Annotated in this window: 15 protein-coding genes; 6 read left to right on the top strand and 9 right to left on the bottom strand. The window is 63.8% G+C overall.

Going from position 1 to position 17,360, the window contains the following annotated elements; all coding sequences use genetic code 11:
* Nucleotides 1-273: 273 nt before the first annotated feature.
* The 5 genes from YY7_RS0146180 to YY7_RS0146160 all read right to left on the bottom strand — a co-directional run bounded on the left by YY7_RS0146180 (nucleotide 274) and on the right by YY7_RS0146160 (nucleotide 4,787).
* Entirely contained in the window at nucleotides 274-981 is a 708-nt protein-coding gene (locus tag YY7_RS0146180; protein WP_028168965.1) for an ABC transporter ATP-binding protein, read from the bottom strand.
* Nucleotides 968-1,711, bottom strand: coding sequence for an ABC transporter ATP-binding protein (locus YY7_RS0146175; RefSeq protein WP_028168964.1), 744 nt, complete (start codon nucleotides 1,709-1,711; stop codon nucleotides 968-970). Before YY7_RS0146175 ends, YY7_RS0146180 begins: the two co-directional genes overlap by 14 nt.
* Nucleotides 1,708-2,637 (bottom strand): branched-chain amino acid ABC transporter permease, encoded by a 930-nt coding sequence (locus YY7_RS0146170; protein WP_028168963.1) that lies wholly within the window; start codon nucleotides 2,635-2,637, stop codon nucleotides 1,708-1,710. The genes YY7_RS0146175 and YY7_RS0146170 overlap by 4 nt, the downstream gene beginning before the upstream one ends.
* Complete coding sequence (locus YY7_RS0146165) at nucleotides 2,637-3,491, bottom strand: branched-chain amino acid ABC transporter permease (RefSeq protein WP_028168962.1); 855 nt, start codon at nucleotides 3,489-3,491, stop codon at nucleotides 2,637-2,639. The genes YY7_RS0146170 and YY7_RS0146165 overlap by 1 nt, the downstream gene beginning before the upstream one ends.
* Before the next feature lie 81 nt (nucleotides 3,492-3,572).
* The gene (locus YY7_RS0146160; RefSeq protein WP_028168961.1) at nucleotides 3,573-4,787 is read right to left on the bottom strand and encodes an ABC transporter substrate-binding protein; all 1,215 of its coding nucleotides are present in this window, start codon (nucleotides 4,785-4,787) and stop codon (nucleotides 3,573-3,575) included.
* A 279-nt stretch (nucleotides 4,788-5,066) separates the two neighbouring features.
* Here YY7_RS0146160 and YY7_RS0146155 point away from each other — a divergent pair, with 279 nt between their 5' ends.
* The 3 genes from YY7_RS0146155 to YY7_RS0146145 all read left to right on the top strand — a co-directional run bounded on the left by YY7_RS0146155 (nucleotide 5,067) and on the right by YY7_RS0146145 (nucleotide 9,070).
* The gene (locus tag YY7_RS0146155) at nucleotides 5,067-5,753 is read left to right on the top strand and encodes a L,D-transpeptidase (protein WP_028168960.1); all 687 of its coding nucleotides are present in this window, start codon (nucleotides 5,067-5,069) and stop codon (nucleotides 5,751-5,753) included.
* Nucleotides 5,754-6,037: 284 nt separating this feature from the next.
* Nucleotides 6,038-7,606: a DUF4403 family protein gene (locus YY7_RS0146150; protein WP_028168959.1), complete on the top strand. Its 1,569-nt coding sequence runs from the start codon at nucleotides 6,038-6,040 to the stop codon at nucleotides 7,604-7,606.
* Nucleotides 7,607-7,858: 252 nt separating this feature from the next.
* Nucleotides 7,859-9,070, top strand: a complete 1,212-nt coding sequence (locus YY7_RS0146145; RefSeq protein ID WP_028168958.1) for an ABC transporter substrate-binding protein — start codon at nucleotides 7,859-7,861, stop codon at nucleotides 9,068-9,070.
* 53 nt (nucleotides 9,071-9,123) lie between these two features.
* Here the strand turns inward: YY7_RS0146145 and YY7_RS0146140 are convergent, their stop codons facing one another.
* The 4 genes from YY7_RS0146140 to YY7_RS0146125 form a co-directional block, all read right to left on the bottom strand.
* The gene (locus tag YY7_RS0146140; protein WP_028168957.1) at nucleotides 9,124-10,041 is read right to left on the bottom strand and encodes an MBL fold metallo-hydrolase; all 918 of its coding nucleotides are present in this window, start codon (nucleotides 10,039-10,041) and stop codon (nucleotides 9,124-9,126) included.
* 174 nt (nucleotides 10,042-10,215) lie between these two features.
* Entirely contained in the window at nucleotides 10,216-11,430 is a 1,215-nt protein-coding gene (locus tag YY7_RS0146135; protein WP_028168956.1) for an acyl-CoA dehydrogenase, read from the bottom strand.
* A gap of 87 nt (nucleotides 11,431-11,517) precedes the next feature.
* Nucleotides 11,518-12,591, bottom strand: a complete 1,074-nt coding sequence (gene ribB / locus YY7_RS0146130; protein WP_028168955.1) for a 3,4-dihydroxy-2-butanone-4-phosphate synthase — start codon at nucleotides 12,589-12,591, stop codon at nucleotides 11,518-11,520.
* A 111-nt stretch (nucleotides 12,592-12,702) separates the two neighbouring features.
* On the bottom strand, nucleotides 12,703-14,436 hold the full coding sequence (locus YY7_RS0146125; RefSeq protein WP_028168954.1) for a cation:proton antiporter: 1,734 nt from the start codon (nucleotides 14,434-14,436) through the stop codon (nucleotides 12,703-12,705).
* Between the two features lie 67 nt (nucleotides 14,437-14,503).
* Between YY7_RS0146125 and YY7_RS0146120 the strand changes: the two genes are divergently transcribed.
* From YY7_RS0146120 to YY7_RS0146110, 3 genes are all read left to right on the top strand, one after another.
* Nucleotides 14,504-15,028: a DUF3124 domain-containing protein gene (locus tag YY7_RS0146120; RefSeq protein WP_028168953.1), complete on the top strand. Its 525-nt coding sequence runs from the start codon at nucleotides 14,504-14,506 to the stop codon at nucleotides 15,026-15,028.
* Nucleotides 15,029-15,089: 61 nt separating this feature from the next.
* Nucleotides 15,090-16,328: a PLP-dependent aminotransferase family protein gene (locus YY7_RS0146115; protein WP_028168952.1), complete on the top strand. Its 1,239-nt coding sequence runs from the start codon at nucleotides 15,090-15,092 to the stop codon at nucleotides 16,326-16,328.
* A gap of 102 nt (nucleotides 16,329-16,430) precedes the next feature.
* Entirely contained in the window at nucleotides 16,431-16,643 is a 213-nt protein-coding gene (locus tag YY7_RS0146110) for a hypothetical protein (RefSeq protein WP_028168951.1), read from the top strand.
* The last annotated feature ends 717 nt before the right edge of the window (nucleotides 16,644-17,360 follow it).

The following is a 17,360-nucleotide window of genomic DNA, read 5'->3' as shown; positions in this document are numbered from 1 at the left end:
CCACCAGGTGATCCCAGCTCTTGAAGGACTTGTCGTAGCCATCCCCGTCCAGACCATCCACAACTGTCTGAAACCGCCGTCGACTGATCGGTTCAAGGAGCTTCCCAAAAATGCTACCGCGAAATCGCATGCTCGGCCTTCTGTGTCTCGACAACCAGAAAAGACCGATTTGCCTCGGTTTTGCCGAGCATGCACTGCGACATAGCGATTCATTCCCCGGACAGCCCTGCCGCAAGCGGGGCGAGGTGAAGCCGAGTTCGCCCCTCGGCCTGCTCAAACGCCGAGATACACCTGCCGGATATATTCGTCGCCGGCGAGTTCCTTGGCGCGGCCTTCGCGGACGGTGCGGCCGTGCTCGAGCACGTAGACGCGGTCGGCAATGCGCAAGGTCGCGGTGGCGTCCTGCTCGACGATCAGGATCGCGGTGCCGTCCTTCCTGATCTTCTCGATGGCGTCGAAGATCAGGCCCTTCAGCCGCGGCGCGATACCGACCGAGGGTTCGTCGAGCAGCAGCAATTCCGGGCGGCCCATCATGGCGCGACCGATCGCCACCATCTGCTGCTCGCCGCCCGACAGCGTGCTCGATTGCTGCTGCTGGCGTTCCTTCAACACCGGGAACAGCGCGAAGACGCGTTCGAGGTCTTCGGCGATCTCGGCCTTGTTGCTCCTGAGATAGGCACCGAGCTGCAGGTTCTTCAGGACAGATAGTTCCGGGAACAGCCGCCGCCCCTCGGGGCAGTGGCAGATACCGCGGGCGACGACGTCATAGGGCGGCAGACGCTCCAGCGTCTCACCCTTGAATTTCAGCGTGCCGGTCGAGCCGATCGCCCGCGAGATCGCTTTCAACAGGGTGGTCTTGCCGGCGCCGTTCGGGCCGAGCACGCCGACCAGTTCGCCCTTGTCCACGGTGACGCTGACCTGCTCCACGGCCAGCGCCTTGCCGTAGCGGACGCTGAGATCTCTGACTTCAAGCAGAGGCATGCGCGGCTTCCGTCTTCCCGATATAGGCCTCGATCACGCGCGGGTTCCGCACGATCTCGGCCGGCGGCGCGATCGCGATGATCTCGCCGAAATCGATCGCGATGACGCGAGAGACCAGCGCCATGAACTCGCGCAGCTTGTGCTCGATCAAAAGGATCGTCAGCTTCTGCTCGCGGTGCAGCCGCTTGATCAATTGCGCCAGCGGCTCGATCTCGCTGCTGCCGAGCCCCGCGAAGGGTTCGTCAAGCAGCAACAGGTTCGGCTTGGTCGCAAGCGCACGCGCGATCTCCAGCCGCCGCAGATCGCCATAAGGCAGCGTCTCGACCGGCTCGCGCGCCTTGGCGCCGAGCCCGACATGGTCGAGCAGCTCCTGCGCACGCGCCTCCTTGTCATGCGCATCGCGCGCCCGCGGCGACAGGCAGGCGACGACGACATTCTCAAGCACCGTCATACCGAGGAAGGGACGCGTAAGCTGGAAGGTGCGGGCGACGCCGCGGTTGACGATCTTGTGCGGCGCCAGCCCGCGGAGTTCCTGCCCCTCGAACAGGACGCTGCCGGTGTCCGCCGCAATGAAGCCGGTGAGCAGGTTGAACAGCGTGGTCTTGCCGGCGCCGTTCGGCCCGAGAATGCCGGTGAGTTCGCCGGGCTCCAGCGAGAAGCTGACGTTCTTGGTGGCCGTGAGACCGCCGAAGCGCTTGGAGAGGTCTTTCACTTCAAGAATGGCGCTCATCGGAAGCGCTCCGTCAGCCGCCGCCACAGCGGTGCGATCAGCCCGTTGGGCAGGAAGAACAGGATCAGCATCAAGGTCAGCGTATAGACCCAGAGCCGGTATTCGCCGAACGTGCGCAGCAGCTCGGTCAAGAGCGTCAGCATGATCGCCCCGAGCGCCGGCCCATAGATCGAACCGATGCCGCCGACATAGACCATGATGATCACCGTGATCGACACCACGACGGAAAATAGCGGCGGGCTCACCTGCAACTGGTAATGCGCGTAGAGCGCGCCGCCGAGGCCTGCGAAGGCCGCGCTGATGGTCAGCGAAGCGATCTTGTAGAAGGTGACGTTGATGCCGGCGGCTTGACAGGTCGCTTCGTCGCCGCGGATCGCGCGCAGCAACAGTCCCCAATGCGACTGCGCAAGCGCGGTGAGGATCGCCACTGCCGCGACGAGGATCGCGAGCACAAACCAGTAGTAGTGCAGCGGCGACTGGATCAGCGGATCGAGGCCGTAAAGTCCTTCCTCACCACCGCTATACTCCCAGAAGATCAGGCAGAGCCGCTGCATGATGGCGGAGGCCGACAGCATGGCAAGCGCAAAATACGGCCCGCGCAGCCGCAGCGTCGGGAAGCCGACGATCAGGCTGAAGGCGACCGCGACCACCACCGCCGTCGGCAGGCTGTACCAGGGATTGGCGTACCAGGCGGTGGCGAGGAAGCCCGCGGTATAGGCGCCGGCGCCGATGAACAGCGAGTGTCCGAAATTCTCGCGGCCGGTGAGCCCGGACATGAAGTCCCAGCTCGCCGCCCAGATCGCGTAGATCACGCAGACGGTGAGGACGCCGGTGAAGTAGCTGCTGTTGAGCAGCACCGGCGCGAGCGCCAATAGCGCCACGACGACGATGGCGCCGGAAAGGTCGACGATAGAAAGCTGCTTCATCAGAACGCCGCCCGCCGACCGAGCAATCCGGACGGCTTGATCATCAATGTCGTGACGACGGCGACCAGCGACACCAGTTCGGTCCATGAGGACGAAATGAGGTAGGCGACGATGGTCTCGGAATAGCCGAGCAGGAGCGCGGCCAGGATGCTGCCAGGGATCGACCCGAGCCCGCCGACGATGACGATGGCGAAGGCCTTCACCATCGGCAATAGGCCCATGGTCGGCTGCACCGTGAGGAACGGCGAGACCAGCACGCCCGCGAGCGCCGCGGTGCCGGCCGATATCGCCATCACCACCGAGAAGATGCGGTTGGTGGGGATGCCCATATATTGCGCGGCTTCCGGATCCTGCGACACCGCGAGGATGGCAGCCCCAAGCCGCGTGCGCTGGATGAACAGCCACAGCAGCAGGAGCACCAGCACGCCCGCGATCAAGGCAAGCAGCCGCTGCCCGCCGATGTCGACGCCACCGATGGAAATCTTGTCCGCCACGAAGGACGGCACGTTGCGGTATTCGGAACCGAAGGTGATGAACAGCCCCTGCTCGACCGCGAGCGACACCGAAAGCGTGATCATGAGGACCGCGAGCTGCGAATAGCGCAGCGGACGGACCAGGAAACGCTCCATCAACACGCCGAACAGTGCAACCACCAGCACCGCGAGCGGTGCCGCGATGAGCAATGGCCAATGCAACAGGCCGGTGAAGACATAGGCCGCATAGGCGCCGAGCGCGTAGAACGCGCCATGGGCGAGGTTGAGGATCCGCGCCACACCGAAGATCAGCGTGAAGCCGACCGCGAGCATGGCGTAGATCGCGCTCGACACCGCGCCATAGATCAGAATTTCAAGCATGCTATCCCTGTCGAACGTCGCGAGTCGGGGCGACCGGCCACACCACTAGGTGAGCCGATCGACCAACGAGAACAGACGCGATCAGTTGCTCATCCAGGGCGGAGCGATCATCTTGCCGGTGGCGGATTCCTTCGGCCAGACCACGACGCGCTCGCCATTCGGCTGCCACTGCACGAACAAGAGGTTCTGCAGGCCGGGGCCGGTCTTGACATCATGCAGCTCATCGAACACCAGCTTGCCGGCGATACCGACATGGTCGGTCTTCTCAAGCTCCTTGATGACGGCATCGGCTTCGGTCGACTTGGCGCGGGCAACCGCATCCGCATAGACGTAGACCGCATCGTAGGCCCCGATGCCGGTATAGACAGGCGCGGTGCCGTAGCGTTTGACGAACTCATCCCAGAACGGAATGGTTTTCGGCGTCAGCGGCGCACGGATCGCGAACATGCCCACCGTTTCGCTGTTGGCCTTGCCGCCCACGCGGGTGAAGAAGTCGGCATCCTGGCTCTTGACGTCGATACCGCCGATCGGGATCGGCACCTGCGCGTCATGCCACTGCTTGACGAACACGTCCGACGAGGCGTGCGACAGGATCACGATCAGGTATTGCGCGCCGCTGTCCTTGACCTTGGCAAACAGCGGCGAGAAGTCCGCGGTCGAAGTGTCGAAGAATTCGGCGAGCTTCACCTCGGTGCCACCGTCGATCGCGCCCTTCTTGAGGATCGGCACCAGATCCTGCACCCATTTGGCGTTCTCGCCGACGATCGCGATCTTGGTGTACTTCATGTCACCCTTGAGCTTGCCGTTGATGAAGTCGACAAGCGCGCGGGCCTGGTGCGCCGCGTTGACCGGGAAGGCGCGGAAAATATATTTGTAATTGTCGTAGTCGGCCTTCACCTTCGCGGTGATTGCGGGCGAAGCGGCACCGACGCCGATATAGATGGTCTTAGCGCGCGCGATGTGCGGCAATTGCGCCAGCGTGACGCCGGAGGTGTAGCCGCCGATCAGCACGTCGACCTTGTCGTCGGCGGTGAGTTTCTTGATCGCGGCGATCCCCTGCTCCGGATTCTCGGTTTCGTCGGCAACGACGATCTCGAGCTTGCGGCCGAGCACGCCGCCCTTGGCGTTGATCTCGTCGGTTGCCAGCTTCGCTGCATTCTGGGTGTCGCGCCCGACCTGGAGCTGGATGGAGGTCGGCACACCTATACGGATGGGCTGCTGGGCTAAAGCGGTTTGGGCGGAAATACCGAGACCGAGAATGCTCGCGGCTGCGAGCCATTTCAAGAATGGCTTCATTTCTAAACTCCCTGCCGCAACAGGTCTTTTTGCCTGATGCGTTTGATTTTCTTTTAATTGGACCAACAGTTTGCCCGCGACGCAAACGGCAAGTCAAGGACGTAGGTTGGGCAGCCGCCGCGCAGCGACGAAATCTTAACGAAACAATTCCTTACCCCCACGAAACCATTTTGGCGATTTCGTGCAAATGTCCCGAAACGCTTCACCTGTATTGGATCACATCAACGAGGCGCTAAACCGCAAGCGGCGCCACAGGGTGTAGTCAGACAGGGGTCGATAATGTTTAATTCCATTAAGCGAAACTCGCGTCTCGCCGCCGCCGCATTCGGCGCGCTGGCGATTGGCACCATTGGTTTTTCTACATCGAGCGCGGCCGCACCGCTGCCGTTCTTCCCGTTCCTCATGACGCCGCCGACCGAAGCCGCGCCGCCGCCCTCCGTCGAGGCTGCGCCGCCGCAGGGTGAGGGCCGGTTCGAACTGCCCGCGCGTCTGCGCCGCCAGGTCGTCAATTACGCGACCCGTGAAGCGCCCGGCACGATCATCATCGATACCCCGCACACCTATCTCTATTATGTGCTCGGCAACGGCCAGGCGCTCCGCTATGGCATCGGTGTTGGCCGCGACGGCTTCACCTGGTCCGGCGTCCAGACCATCACCAAGAAGGCGGAATGGCCGGATTGGACCCCGCCGCCGGAAATGATCGCCCGCCAGCCCTACCTGCCGCGCTACATGGCCGGCGGCCCCGGCAACCCGCTCGGCGCCCGCGCCATGTATCTCGGCGGCACCGTCTATCGCATCCACGGCACCAATGCGCCGGAGACGATCGGCACCCACGTTTCCTCCGGCTGCCTGCGGCTGATCAACGAGGACGTCATCGACCTCTATTCCCGCGTCAACGTCGGAACCAAGGTGATCGTGCTGCCGATGACCGACCGCCGCGCCGATCTCGGTACGACGGTGCGATAAGCGCTGAAAGACTGGATTCAAGAGCGGCTCCGGCATTGGCCGGGGCCGTTTTCATTTCGCGGGCTCTCGTAGCCGGGGTGGAGCGCAGCGCAACCCGGGACGTCTGCATCTGCGCCGCAGGTCCCGGGTTAGGCTGACGCTTCACCCGGGCTACGGACGGCCATGTTCAACCAAACGGCACGCGACCCAGAAACGCCGCAACACGGACACCGACCCGCCGCACTGGCGCATCTTTCCCCTTCCCTATAATAAGCAAATCGGGGGTTTCTCGATCCGGGGGAATGATGCGTCTGCCGATGCGTCCGAAGACGATAGTGATTGGCGTCGTGGTGATTGCGGCGTCGTTCCTGATCAGCCTGAAGGCTATGGACTGGCTGTCGCCGCACGCCGCGGTGCCGGCACCGCCGCTGGCCGAACTGCCGCCGCTGCCGCCGGCGCCGCGCAGCTCGGTGGTGATGGCGCCGGTCGCCATTGCGCTGTCAGCGATCCGCGACGTCGCCGACCGCGGTACGCCGAAGAATTTCAACGGCAAGGCCGACAATCCGGTGCCGCAGATCCTGCAGAATGCCGATATCGGCTGGACCGCCTCGCGTGGGCCGATCGCGGCGACCGGAGCAGAGGACGTGCTGTCGCTCACCACGCCGCTGACGGGTGCGCTGAACGTCACAGGCTCGCTGTCGGCAAAGGCGACGGGCGCGATCGGCGACGTGCTCGGTAGCCTGCTCGGCGCCAATGCGGCCAAGCAGATCGGCGACATCAACATCAAACAGATCAATGCCAACGCCGAGATCAAAGGCAATGTGGTCGTCACCTCGCGACCCCGGCTGGCCGCAGCCTGGCGTATCGAGCCAAACCTGCAGGCGCAGGTCAATCTCGGCGACACCGGCCTGTCGGTCGCAGGCGTCCGCGTCAACGTGCCGGCGCAGGTCAAGCCGCTGATCGACAAGACCGTCGCCGACCAGTTGACCGCCGTGCAGACGAAGATGCGCAACGATCCGACCTTCGAGCAGAATGCGCGCGCGCAATGGGCGAAAGCCTGCCGCTCGATTCCGCTGCAGGGCGCGGGTGCCGTCCCGAACATGCCGCCGTTGTGGCTGGAGCTTCGCCCGATCCGCGCGCTGGCGGCGCAGCCGCGTGTCGACGCTTCCGCGGTGACGCTGACGCTCGGCATCGAAGCGGAGACCCGGATCACGGAGGCGCCGACCAAGCCGGACTGCCCGTTCCCGGCGACGATCCTGATCGGACCGCAGACGCCGGGCCATGTCAGCATCGGCATGCCTGTCGACATGTCCTTTGTGTCGCTGACAAAGCTTTTGGAGGCGCAGCTCGCCGGCAAGACCTTCCCGGAGGATGGCTCCGGTCCGGTCGACGTCACGGTGAAGCACGCGAGCGTGGCGGCCTCCGGTGATCGCCTTCTGATCTCGCTGCTGGTGAACGCAAAGGAGAAGAAGAGCTTCTTCGGCTTCGGCGCCGAGGCCACCGTGCACATCTGGGGACGGCCGGTGCTGGACCAGGCGCAGCAGATCGTGCGGCTGACCGATATCGAGCTGGCGGTCGAATCCGAGGCCGCCTTCGGCCTGCTGGGTGCTGCGGCGCGCGCCGCCGTGCCGCAGCTGCAGCGCGCACTCGCGGAGAAGATGACCGTCGACCTGAAGCCGTTCGCGAGCAACGCCCGCGAGAAGCTCGCCGCCGCGATCGCCGATTACCAGAAGAACGACGACGGCGTGAAGGTTTCGACCGAGATCACGAGCCTGCGACTCGCCGGCATCGCCTTCGATTCCAAGACGCTGCGCGTGATCGTGGAAACCGAAGGCGCGATCGACGTCTCCATCAAGAAGCTGCCGACCCTTTGAGGTTCTCCCTCGCCCCGCTCTTGCGGGGACCGCCGTAGCCCGGGTGAAGCGAAAGCGTAACCCGGGGGCCGCTCGTCATTGCTGATACAGATGTCCCGGGTTGCGCTGCGCTCCCCCCGGGCTACGGGCTGCGCGTGAGCAAACCTCCCCTGCGGCCTTGTTCGCGGTCCAGGGCTTTGCCGCCGTGATGGCACCGGATAGAACTGGCGGCGTTAATAAAAATCCTCAACAAGAAGTTAGGGAGAAGGAACGATGAAACCGCTTGCGGCCGCCCTTGCGGCGAGTCTCGCGCTTGCCGCTTCCGGCGGCGCGGCCAACGCCCAGATTTCCGACGACGTGGTCAAAATTGGTGTGCTCACCGATATGTCCAGCCTCTATGCCGATGCCACCGGCAAGGGCTCGGTCGCCGCGGTGCAGATGGCGGTCGCCGATTACGGCGGCAAGGTGAAGGGCAAGCCGGTCGAGGTGGTCTTCGCCGATCACCAGAACAAGCCGGATGTCGGCGTCGCCATTGCCAGGAACTGGTACGACAACGAGAAGGTCGATGCGATCTTCGACGTGCCGACCTCCTCAGTCGCGCTGCCGATCTCGGCGCTGACGCGCGAGAAGAACAAGATCAATATCAATTCCGGCGGCGGCACGTCCGACCTCACCGGCGTTGCCTGCTCGCCCAACACCGTGCACTGGACCTACGACACCTACGCACTGTCGAACGTCGCCGGCAAGGCGATGGTCAAGCGCGGCGAGGACACCTGGTTTTTCGTCACCGCCGATTATGCGTTCGGCATGGCGCTCGAGCGCGACGCTGCCAACGTCGTCAAGGAAAGCGGCGGCAAGGTGCTCGGCGAGGTGCGCCACCCGCTCAACACCTCCGACTTCTCCTCCTTCCTGCTGCAGGCGCAGGCCTCGAAGGCCAAGGTCGTGGCGCTCGCGAATGCCGGCGGCGACACCACCAACGCGCTGAAGCAGGCCGCCGAATTCGGCCTCACCCAGAGCGGCCAGAAGATGATCGCGCTATTGCAGGAGATCACCGACACGCATTCGCTCGGCATCCAGGCCACCCAGGGCCTGATCGTGACGGATGCCTTCTACTGGGACATGAACGACGAGACGAGGGCCTTCTCGAAGCGCTTCAACGAGAAGGTCGGGCACATGCCGACCATGATCCAGGCCGGGCTCTATTCGGCGACGATGCATTACCTCAAGGCGATCGAGGCCATTGGCACCGACGAGGCGCCGAAGGTGATGGCGCAGATGCGGGCGACGCCGGTGAACGATTTCTTCGCCAAGAACGGCAAGATCCGCATCGACGGGCGCATGGTGCACGACATGTACCTGTTCGAGGTGAAGAAGCCCTCGGAATCCAAGGGCGAATGGGACCTCTACAAGCTGCTCGCCACCGTGCCCGGCGACGAAGCGTTCCGTCCGCTCGACAAGGGCGGCTGCCCGCTGGTGACGCACTGACGCGCACGACGTAGGCGAATGGCGGATGGACCGCCCCATCCGTCATTTGCGCTTCACGCCAGCCGGTATGTTCCCCCGATCACCGGATCGCCGTCGGTCCTGGCGATCCCTCGGGCGACCAGATCCTCCAGATGCGCCAGCACGGAATAGCCGGCAGCGCCGGTTAGCCGCGGATCGAGGCCGATATAGATCGCCCGCACCATGGTCGGGATGTCGGCTTCGCCCTTGGCGAGGCGATGCAGGATCGAGGCCTCGCGCGCCTTCCGGTGCCGCGCCAGGAAGCGGACGTAGCGCGGCCCTTCGGTGATTTCGGGGCCATGACCCGAGAAATAGAGTTCCTCCGGCCGCTGCTCCAGCCGTTCCAGCGAAGCCATGTAGTCGATCATCGATCCGTCCGGCGGCGCCACGATCGAGGTCGACCAGCCCATCACGTGATCGCCGACGAAATTGATGCCGCGCTCGGGCCAGGCGAACGCGAGGTGATTGGCGGTATGGCCCGGCGTCGCCACCGCCTCCAGCGCCCAGCCGGAACCTTCGATCACGTCGCCGCTCTTGACCTCGATGTCCGGCCTGAAGTCGCGGTCGGCACCGGACTCCGGATTATGCTTCTCGCTCTCGAACCGCGGCCGCGAAGCGCGGTGCGGGCCCTCGGCATAAACGGGCGCGCCGGTCGCCTGCTTGATCCGCGCGGTGTTCGGCGAATGGTCGCGATGGGTGTGAGTGACCAGGATGTGCGTCACGGTCTCGCCGCGCACGGCATCGAGCAGCGCCTTGGCATGCGCTTCATCATCCGGGCCGGGATCGATGATCGCGACATTGCCCTGGCCTACGATGTAGCTGACCGTGCCGGTGAAGGTGAACGGGCTCGGATTGTTGCAGAGGACGCGCCGCACGCCGGGGCGGGCTTCGTCGACCACGCCGGGCTTGAGCGGAAAATCGCGGTTGAACGGGATGTCGTCGTTGTCGGCCATGGCTGTACACCTGATGCTGATTTCGTCGTACCCGGGCGAAAGCGCGAAGCGCGTCTTCGCGCAGATGTCCCGGGCATCCACGCGCTTTCTTTCCGGAAGCTCACACGTGGATGGCCGGGACAAGCCCGGCCATGACGGAGCAAGGGGTTACATATCGCTCCACAACATCAGCGCTTACGAAAACGCCTGGATGCCGGTGATGGCGCGGCCCAGGATCAGCGCGTGCACGTCGTGGGTGCCCTCATAGGTGTTCACAGTTTCCAAATTCGCGGCGTGGCGCATCACATGATACTCGATCTGGATGCCGTTGCCGCCGTGCATGTCGCGCGCCATGCGGGCGATGTCGAGCGCCTTGCCGCAATTGTTGCGCTTGACGATGGAGATCATCTCCGGCGCCATCTTGCCCTCGTCCATCAATCGGCCGACGCGAAGCGAGGCCTGCAGGCCGAGCGCGATCTCGGTCTCCATGTCCGCAAGCTTCTTCTGCACCAATTGCGTCGCGGCGAGCGGGCGGCCGAACTGCTTGCGGTCGAGCGTATATTGCCGCGCGCGGTGCATGCAGTCCTCCGCGGCGCCCATCGCGCCCCAGGAGATGCCGTAGCGGGCGCGGTTGAGGCAGCCGAACGGCCCCTTGAGACCGGAAACATTGGGCAGCAGCGCACTCTCCGGAACCACCACACCATCAAGCACGATCTCGCCGGTGATGGAGGCGCGCAGCGACAGCTTGCCACCGACCTTCGGCGCGGAGAGGCCCTTCATGCCCTTCTCCAGGATGAAGCCGCGGATCTGGTTGTCGTGCGCGGCCGACTTCGCCCACACCACGAAGACGTCGGCGATCGGTGCGTTCGAGATCCACATCTTGCTGCCGGTCAGCCGGTAGCCGTCGGAAACCTTCTCGGCGCGGGTCTTCATGCCGCCGGGATCGGAACCCGCATCCGGCTCGGTCAGGCCGAAACAGCCGACCCATTCTCCGGTGGCGAGCTTGGGCAGGTATTTCTTGCGCTGGTTATCATCGCCATAGGCATAGATCGGGTACATCACCAGCGAGGTCTGCACCGAGTTCATCGAGCGATAGCCGGAATCGACCCGCTCGATCTCGCGTGCGACGAGGCCATAGGCCACATAGCTCGCATTCGCGCAGCCATATTCCTCCGGCAGCGTGACGCCGATCAGGCCGAGTTCCCCCATCTCGTTGAAGATCTCGCGATCCGTCTTCTCTTCCAGATAGGCGTTGATGACGCGGGGCAGCAGCTTGTCCTGCGCATAGGCGCGCGCGGTGTCGCGGATCATGCGTTCGTCTTCGGTGAGCTGGTCATCGAGCAGGAACGGATCATCCCACTGGAAAGAAGCCGCAGCCGGCTTGTCCTTGGCCTGGGGGCGCACGCTCATGAAGATCCCTTTCGTCTCGTCGTTTCGGAATTACCCGATAAATTAAAGCGCCGTGAGTGGAAGCGCAATTGCATTGGGTTCCCCTGGTCAGCTTTCGAGTTTCTCGTTGGAGACGATCTCGATGCCGAAACCGGACAATCCCTTGTAGTCATGCACGGATGAGGTGAGATTGCGGATCGAGGTGACGCCGAGATCGCGCAGGATCTGTGCGCCGACGCCGACCTCGCGCCATTGCCGGTTGCGATCGGCCTCCGCAGTCTGCGTGCCAACGGGCTCAACGGGAACACCGGCCGCGCCGTCGCGCAAGTAGACCAGCACACCGCGGCCAGCGTTCTTGAATTGGCGCAGAACGGCTTCCATGCGCGCCCCACCGGTGAAGATGTCCTTGACGATGTTCGGCTTGTGCAGCCGCGTCAGCACGTTCTTGCCGTCGCCGATGCCGTTATAGACGAAGGCGGCGTGCATGATCTCGTCGAATGGCGAGCGGTAGGCATAGCCCTGCAGCGGGCCGATCGGGCTGTCGGTCGTGAACGTCGCGACCCGCTCGATCAGTTTCTCGCGGGCCTGGCGATAGGCGATCAGGTCGGCGATCGTGACGTGCTTGAGCTTGTTGGCGGCGGCAAAGCGGGCCACCTGCTCGCCCTTCATCACCGTGCCGTCGTCGTTCATCAATTCGCTGATCACGCCGACGGGCGGCAGGCCGGCGAGCTTGCAGAGGTCGACCGCGGCTTCGGTATGGCCGGAGCGCAGCAGCACGCCGCCGTCGCGGGCGATCAGCGGGAAGATGTGGCCCGGCCGGGCAAAATCATTGGCGCCGGCATTGGGATTGGCGAGCGCGCGGCAGCAGGAGGCGCGCTCGTCGGCCGAAATGCCGGTGCCGCCATCGGGCTTGTAGTCGATCGAGACGGTGAAGGCGGTGGTGTGGCTGGAATCATTGTGCGCGACCATCGGGTCGAGCCGCAGCCGCTTCGCGTCGTCGGTGGTGATCGGCGCGCACACGATGCCGGAGGTGTGGCGGATGATGAAGGCCATCTTGTCGGCAGTACAGAGCGAGGCCGCGACGATCAGATCGCCCTCGCCTTCCCGATCCTCGTCATCGGTGACGACGACGAGTTCGCCCTTCGCAAAGGCTTGCAACACTTCCTGGATCGTATCGGCCATGTGTCAAAATCTCGCTTCTTGCTGCCAGTGCATTAGCCGGAACCGGCAGCCCGCGCCAGCATCAATCCGCATGGTAGCAGGCATACCAGCATGCATTCCGCCCACCAGCATCTAGGGCAACACCTCGCGCCGCTCGGCGAGCTGCACATCCATCTCGGCGCGCTTCTCTGCCAAGAGACCGGCGTCCGCCGCTTCGATCACCGAGAACAGCTCGCTCGCGTCGCTGATCCGCGTCACCGTCACGTAGTCGGCTCCGGCGGCGTAGAGATCGTTCACGTCAGCCAGGAAATCGGCGGTGGCGACGATCTTGGCGGTCGGATTGAGGCTCCGGACATGGCGGACCAGCTTCTCATTATTGGCGCCGACCAGGAGCGAATCCGGCACGCTCAGGATGATGATCTCGGCCTTGCCGATGCCGGCATGCACCAGCGTATCGACGTTGCTGATATCACCATAGATCACCTGCAGGCCGCGATCTTTCAAGGTCCTGAACACCAGCGGGTTGAAGTCGATGACGCTGATCTGCTCCAGCAGTGCCTCGTTCTGCCGCTCGATCTGGCTGAGCAGGGCGCTGGCGGCGCGGAAAAAGCCGAGGATGACGATCCGGGGGGGCGCGCCGTGGCCGCCCTCGGGGCCATCCGCTTCCACAGGGTGGGCCTGATCGAGGTCGCGAAGCCCGATCCGCTTCAATGGCCCGATCAGGGATCGGGTGATCTCCCCGCTCCTGGTGATCGCGAAGGTGCTGAGCACCGCCAACACCACGAAAGCGAAGGAGGCGGCGCTCGAGGTCGCGGTGGAGATGTGCCCGGCGGCAACGCCGGTCTGGATCACCACCAGCGAGAATTCCGAGATCTGCGCCAGGTTGATCGCCGGCAGCAGGCTGGCCCTCAAGCCCTGCTTCATCAGATAGAGCGGCGTGAACGTCGTGACCAGGCGGCTCACCACGGTGAACGCCGCGATCAGCAGCGCAAGCCCGATCACCGAGAGACCGGGAACCGGGATCGTCATCCCGAGCGCGACGAAGAACAGCGTGATGAAGAAATCGCGCAAGGTGGTGACCTTGGCGGTGACGTCGAGCGCATACGGGAAGGTCGACAGCGATACGCCGGCGACCAGCGAGCCCATCTCGCGCGATAGATGCAGGCGCTCGGCAACCTCGCCGATCAGGAAGCACCAGGCAAGCGCGCCGAGCAGGATCAGCTCGGGGCGGCGTGCGATCTGCTGGAACAGCCGCGGCAGCACGTAGCGGCTGAGCACCAGCGCGGTCGCCACCAGCACCCCGACGCGCACGATCGAGAGCAGGACGATGCCGATCTGGAGGTTGTCGAGGCTCGGCTGCACGGCGAGGAACAGGATCGCGAAGATGTCCTGCAGCACCAACACGCCCAGCGTGATGCGGCCGGGCAGCGTATCGAGCTCGCGCTTCTCGTAGAGCACCTTGACGATGATCACGGTCGAGGAGAGCGCGCAGGCGACGCAGAGATAGAGCGCGTCGAACTTGCCGCCGCCGCCCATCGACAGCCCGATCCCGACGAAAAACAGGATGCCGAGCAGGCAGCCGCCCAGGAGCTGGCCGCCGGCCGCGAACAGGATCACCTTGCCGGCGCGGACGATCTTCTTCAGGTCGATCTCGAGCCCGATCATGAACAGCATGAAGATCAGGCCGAGCTCGGATATGACGCTGATCGATTCCTGGGACTTGACCAGGCCCGTGCCGAATGGACCAATCAAAAACCCGGCGATAAGGTAGGCCAGGATCAGGGGTTGCCGGGAGAAATGAGCTAACAGGCCGAGCACCCAGGCGAACAGGATGCTTAAAGTAATATCACCTATAAGTTCATGCATGTCTTGGGGCTTCTCCTCAGCGCAACCTAGAGACCCAAGCACGGGGGTCAAACGAGCAATCTGTCACATCCGCGCCCTTAGCCTGTTTCTGGCGATTCTGGCATCGCTGACCGCATCCCGCCCCTCTGTGGCGCAAAGCGGCAGCATCGAGCAGGGTTTTGCGAGTTCGCTGACGGCTGTTCCCGCCGAGAATCTCGTCGTTTCCGGCTCTTTCTACGTCCCAGTCTATTCCAGTGTTTCGATGAGCCAAGGCAGGCTCAGGGCCGATTTCTCGGTGACATTGAGTGTCCACAACACCTCCGAGACCAAGCCCCTTGTATTGAAGCGGATCGCCTATTTCGACACCGAAGGCAAGCCGGTTGAAAGCTACCTCAAGGCGCCGATCGCGCTGAAGCCGTTCGCAACCATCGAGGTCTTCATCCCCACCTCCGACGTGCGCGGCGGCACCGGCGCCAATTTCGTGGTGGACTGGGCGGCAGCCGGCGAGATCGCCGAACCCGCTGTCGAAGCGCTGATGGTTGGCAGCGTCGGCCCGGGGCACTATGCCTTCATCAGCCAGGGACGACCGATCAGGATCGTCAGTAAGAACTAGCAAGAGGGCCATCGACTTTCTCCGGGCCTTCTCAACGACAACAACACGGGAGTGAATGTCCATGTCGTCAGTCCAATTCGATTTCGCGCCGCTGTTGCCCGCCGGCCTGCCGGCACCGGCCGCCAAATGGACCGGGCTTGCCAAGTACAGCTTTGTCGGCGGCAACAACGATCCGGACGGGGTTCCGGTCGACGGGCTGATCGAGGCGGTCAACGCGGTGCTGAGGCGCGAGGGCAAGGCGCTCGCGACCTATAACCTCGCCCACGGCCCGCAAGGGTATCGGCCCTTGCGCGAATTCCTGATCCATAAGCTCAAGCGCGATGCCGGCATCGACTGCACGGCCGATGACATCTTGATCGTCTCCGGCTCGCTGCAGGCGCTCGACCTCGTCAACCACACGCTGCTGGCGAAGGGCGACACCGTGCTGATCGAGCAGGAGACCTATCAGGGCTCGCTGAACCGGCTCACACGGCTCGGCATCAATGCCGTCGGCATTCCCCTCGACCAGGACGGCATCCGGATCGATGCGCTGGCTGCCGCGCTCGCCGACCACGAGCGGCGCGGCATCACGCCGAAATATATCTACACCATCCCGACCGTGCAGAACCCGACCGGCACGATCCTGCCCGAGAGCCGCCGCGCCGAAATGCTGAAGCTGTCGCGCGACTATGGCGTGCCGATCTTCGAGGACGATTGCTACGCCGACCTCACCTGGAGCGGCGAGCGTCCGCCCGCGATCTATGCCATGAGCCAGCAGGGCGGCGTGATCCATATCGGCTCGTTCTCGAAATCGATCGCGCCCGCCTTGCGCGTCGGCTTCATCGTCGCGCCCTGGGAAGTGATGTCGCGGATGCTGGCGCTGAAGACCGATGCCGGCTCCGGCGCGCTGGAGCAGATGGTGCTCGCCGAATATTGCGCGCCGCATTTTGCGACCCATGTGCCGGAGCTGACGCGCGGCCTGCGTGCCAAGCTCGATACGCTGATGGAGGCGCTGAGCGAGCAGTTCGGCACCGTGGCGGAATTCGAAGAGCCGAAGGGCGGCATCTTTCTCTGGGTCAAGCTTCCGGATCATGTCGATACGCTCAAGCTTTACCAGGCGGCGCTCGCCGCCGGCGTCTCGATCAATCCGGGACCGGAATGGTCGACCAACAAGGCGTGGTCCGGCAGCCGGCTGCGGCTGTGCTTCGCGAGCCCCTCGCATCAGCAGATCCGCGAAGGCGTAGCCGTGCTCGCCGACGTCTGCCGTCGCGAATTCGGCGTGCCGACACGCAGCGGCAATATCGAACGCGCGCAAGGCTGAACGCATTCGCTTGCTGAACAGTTGTTCAGGATTCTCCTCAAGTTCCTGCGGAACGTTTCCGCGGGAAGTGCCGTTTAGTTCGGGCACATGGAGGAGGACATCATGAAGAAACTTGCTTGTGTCTTTGCAGCGCTCGGCGCGATTGCCGTTGCAGTTCCGTCGATCGCCAATGCAGAGACCGTCGTAATCAAGCGTGGCGACCATCATCATCACTGGCGCGGCGCCCACGCCGAGATGCGCGGGCCCGGCTGGCATCATCGCCATCACGACAAGGTGGTGATCATCAAGAAGCATCATCACAATTACGGCTACTGAGGCGTGAACAGAATGGCTCCGCAAGGGGCCATTCTTTTTTGCAGCGATCCTGCGTAGGATGGGTAGAGCGCAGCGAAACCCATCGCGATAGAGCAAGCCGCACGATGATGGGTTTCGCTCCGCTCTACCCATCCTATGATTCCACAAACCTTGCACCGCCGTCGTCCCCGCGAAAGCGGACCCATAACCACTGGGAGGCGTTCTGGCGGGAGCAAGCGGTTGCAGCGGAGCACACAACAAAGTCCCGTGGTTATCGGGTCCCGGGTCCCGGGTCCCGGCTACGCCCAAGGGCTTCGCCGCGGCGCGCAAGCCCGGGACGACGAGGGGAGAGTTCTGATTCAGATTTCAAACAGCCGAGGGGATGTGAGTCCGCATTCTCGCGGCGTGAAATGCCCGAGGTTTGCATCGTTTCCGCCCTCTTCGATATCAGAGGGCACAGGGAAAGCCGGGTGCTGGTTGCACCCGTGGGTCCCGTGCAACAAAAAGCACGGGGGTAGGACCACAGGTTCAACCGAAGCATTCCGGCTTTCCCTGCGCGATGGTGTTACGGTTTCCTTCGCGCTCTCCCCGGTGACCGGGCTTTCTTGCCACCGTCGCCCGCGGCAGCTCTTGCTGCTCGCGAGCTTAGCGCCAGCGTCGGGGCGCCAGGACCACACGACTTCGCCGTCCGTGAGTATCTCGCTCGTCAGTCGTGACACTCACGTCCACCGCATCTCA

Origin of the sequence: Bradyrhizobium elkanii WSM2783 (genome assembly GCF_000472865.1) — a bacterium.
Classification (GTDB): Bacteria; Pseudomonadota; Alphaproteobacteria; order Rhizobiales; family Xanthobacteraceae; genus Bradyrhizobium; species Bradyrhizobium elkanii_A.
The sequence above is the reverse complement of the archived record's forward strand: the minus strand, read 5'-3'. Positions and strand labels throughout refer to the sequence as shown.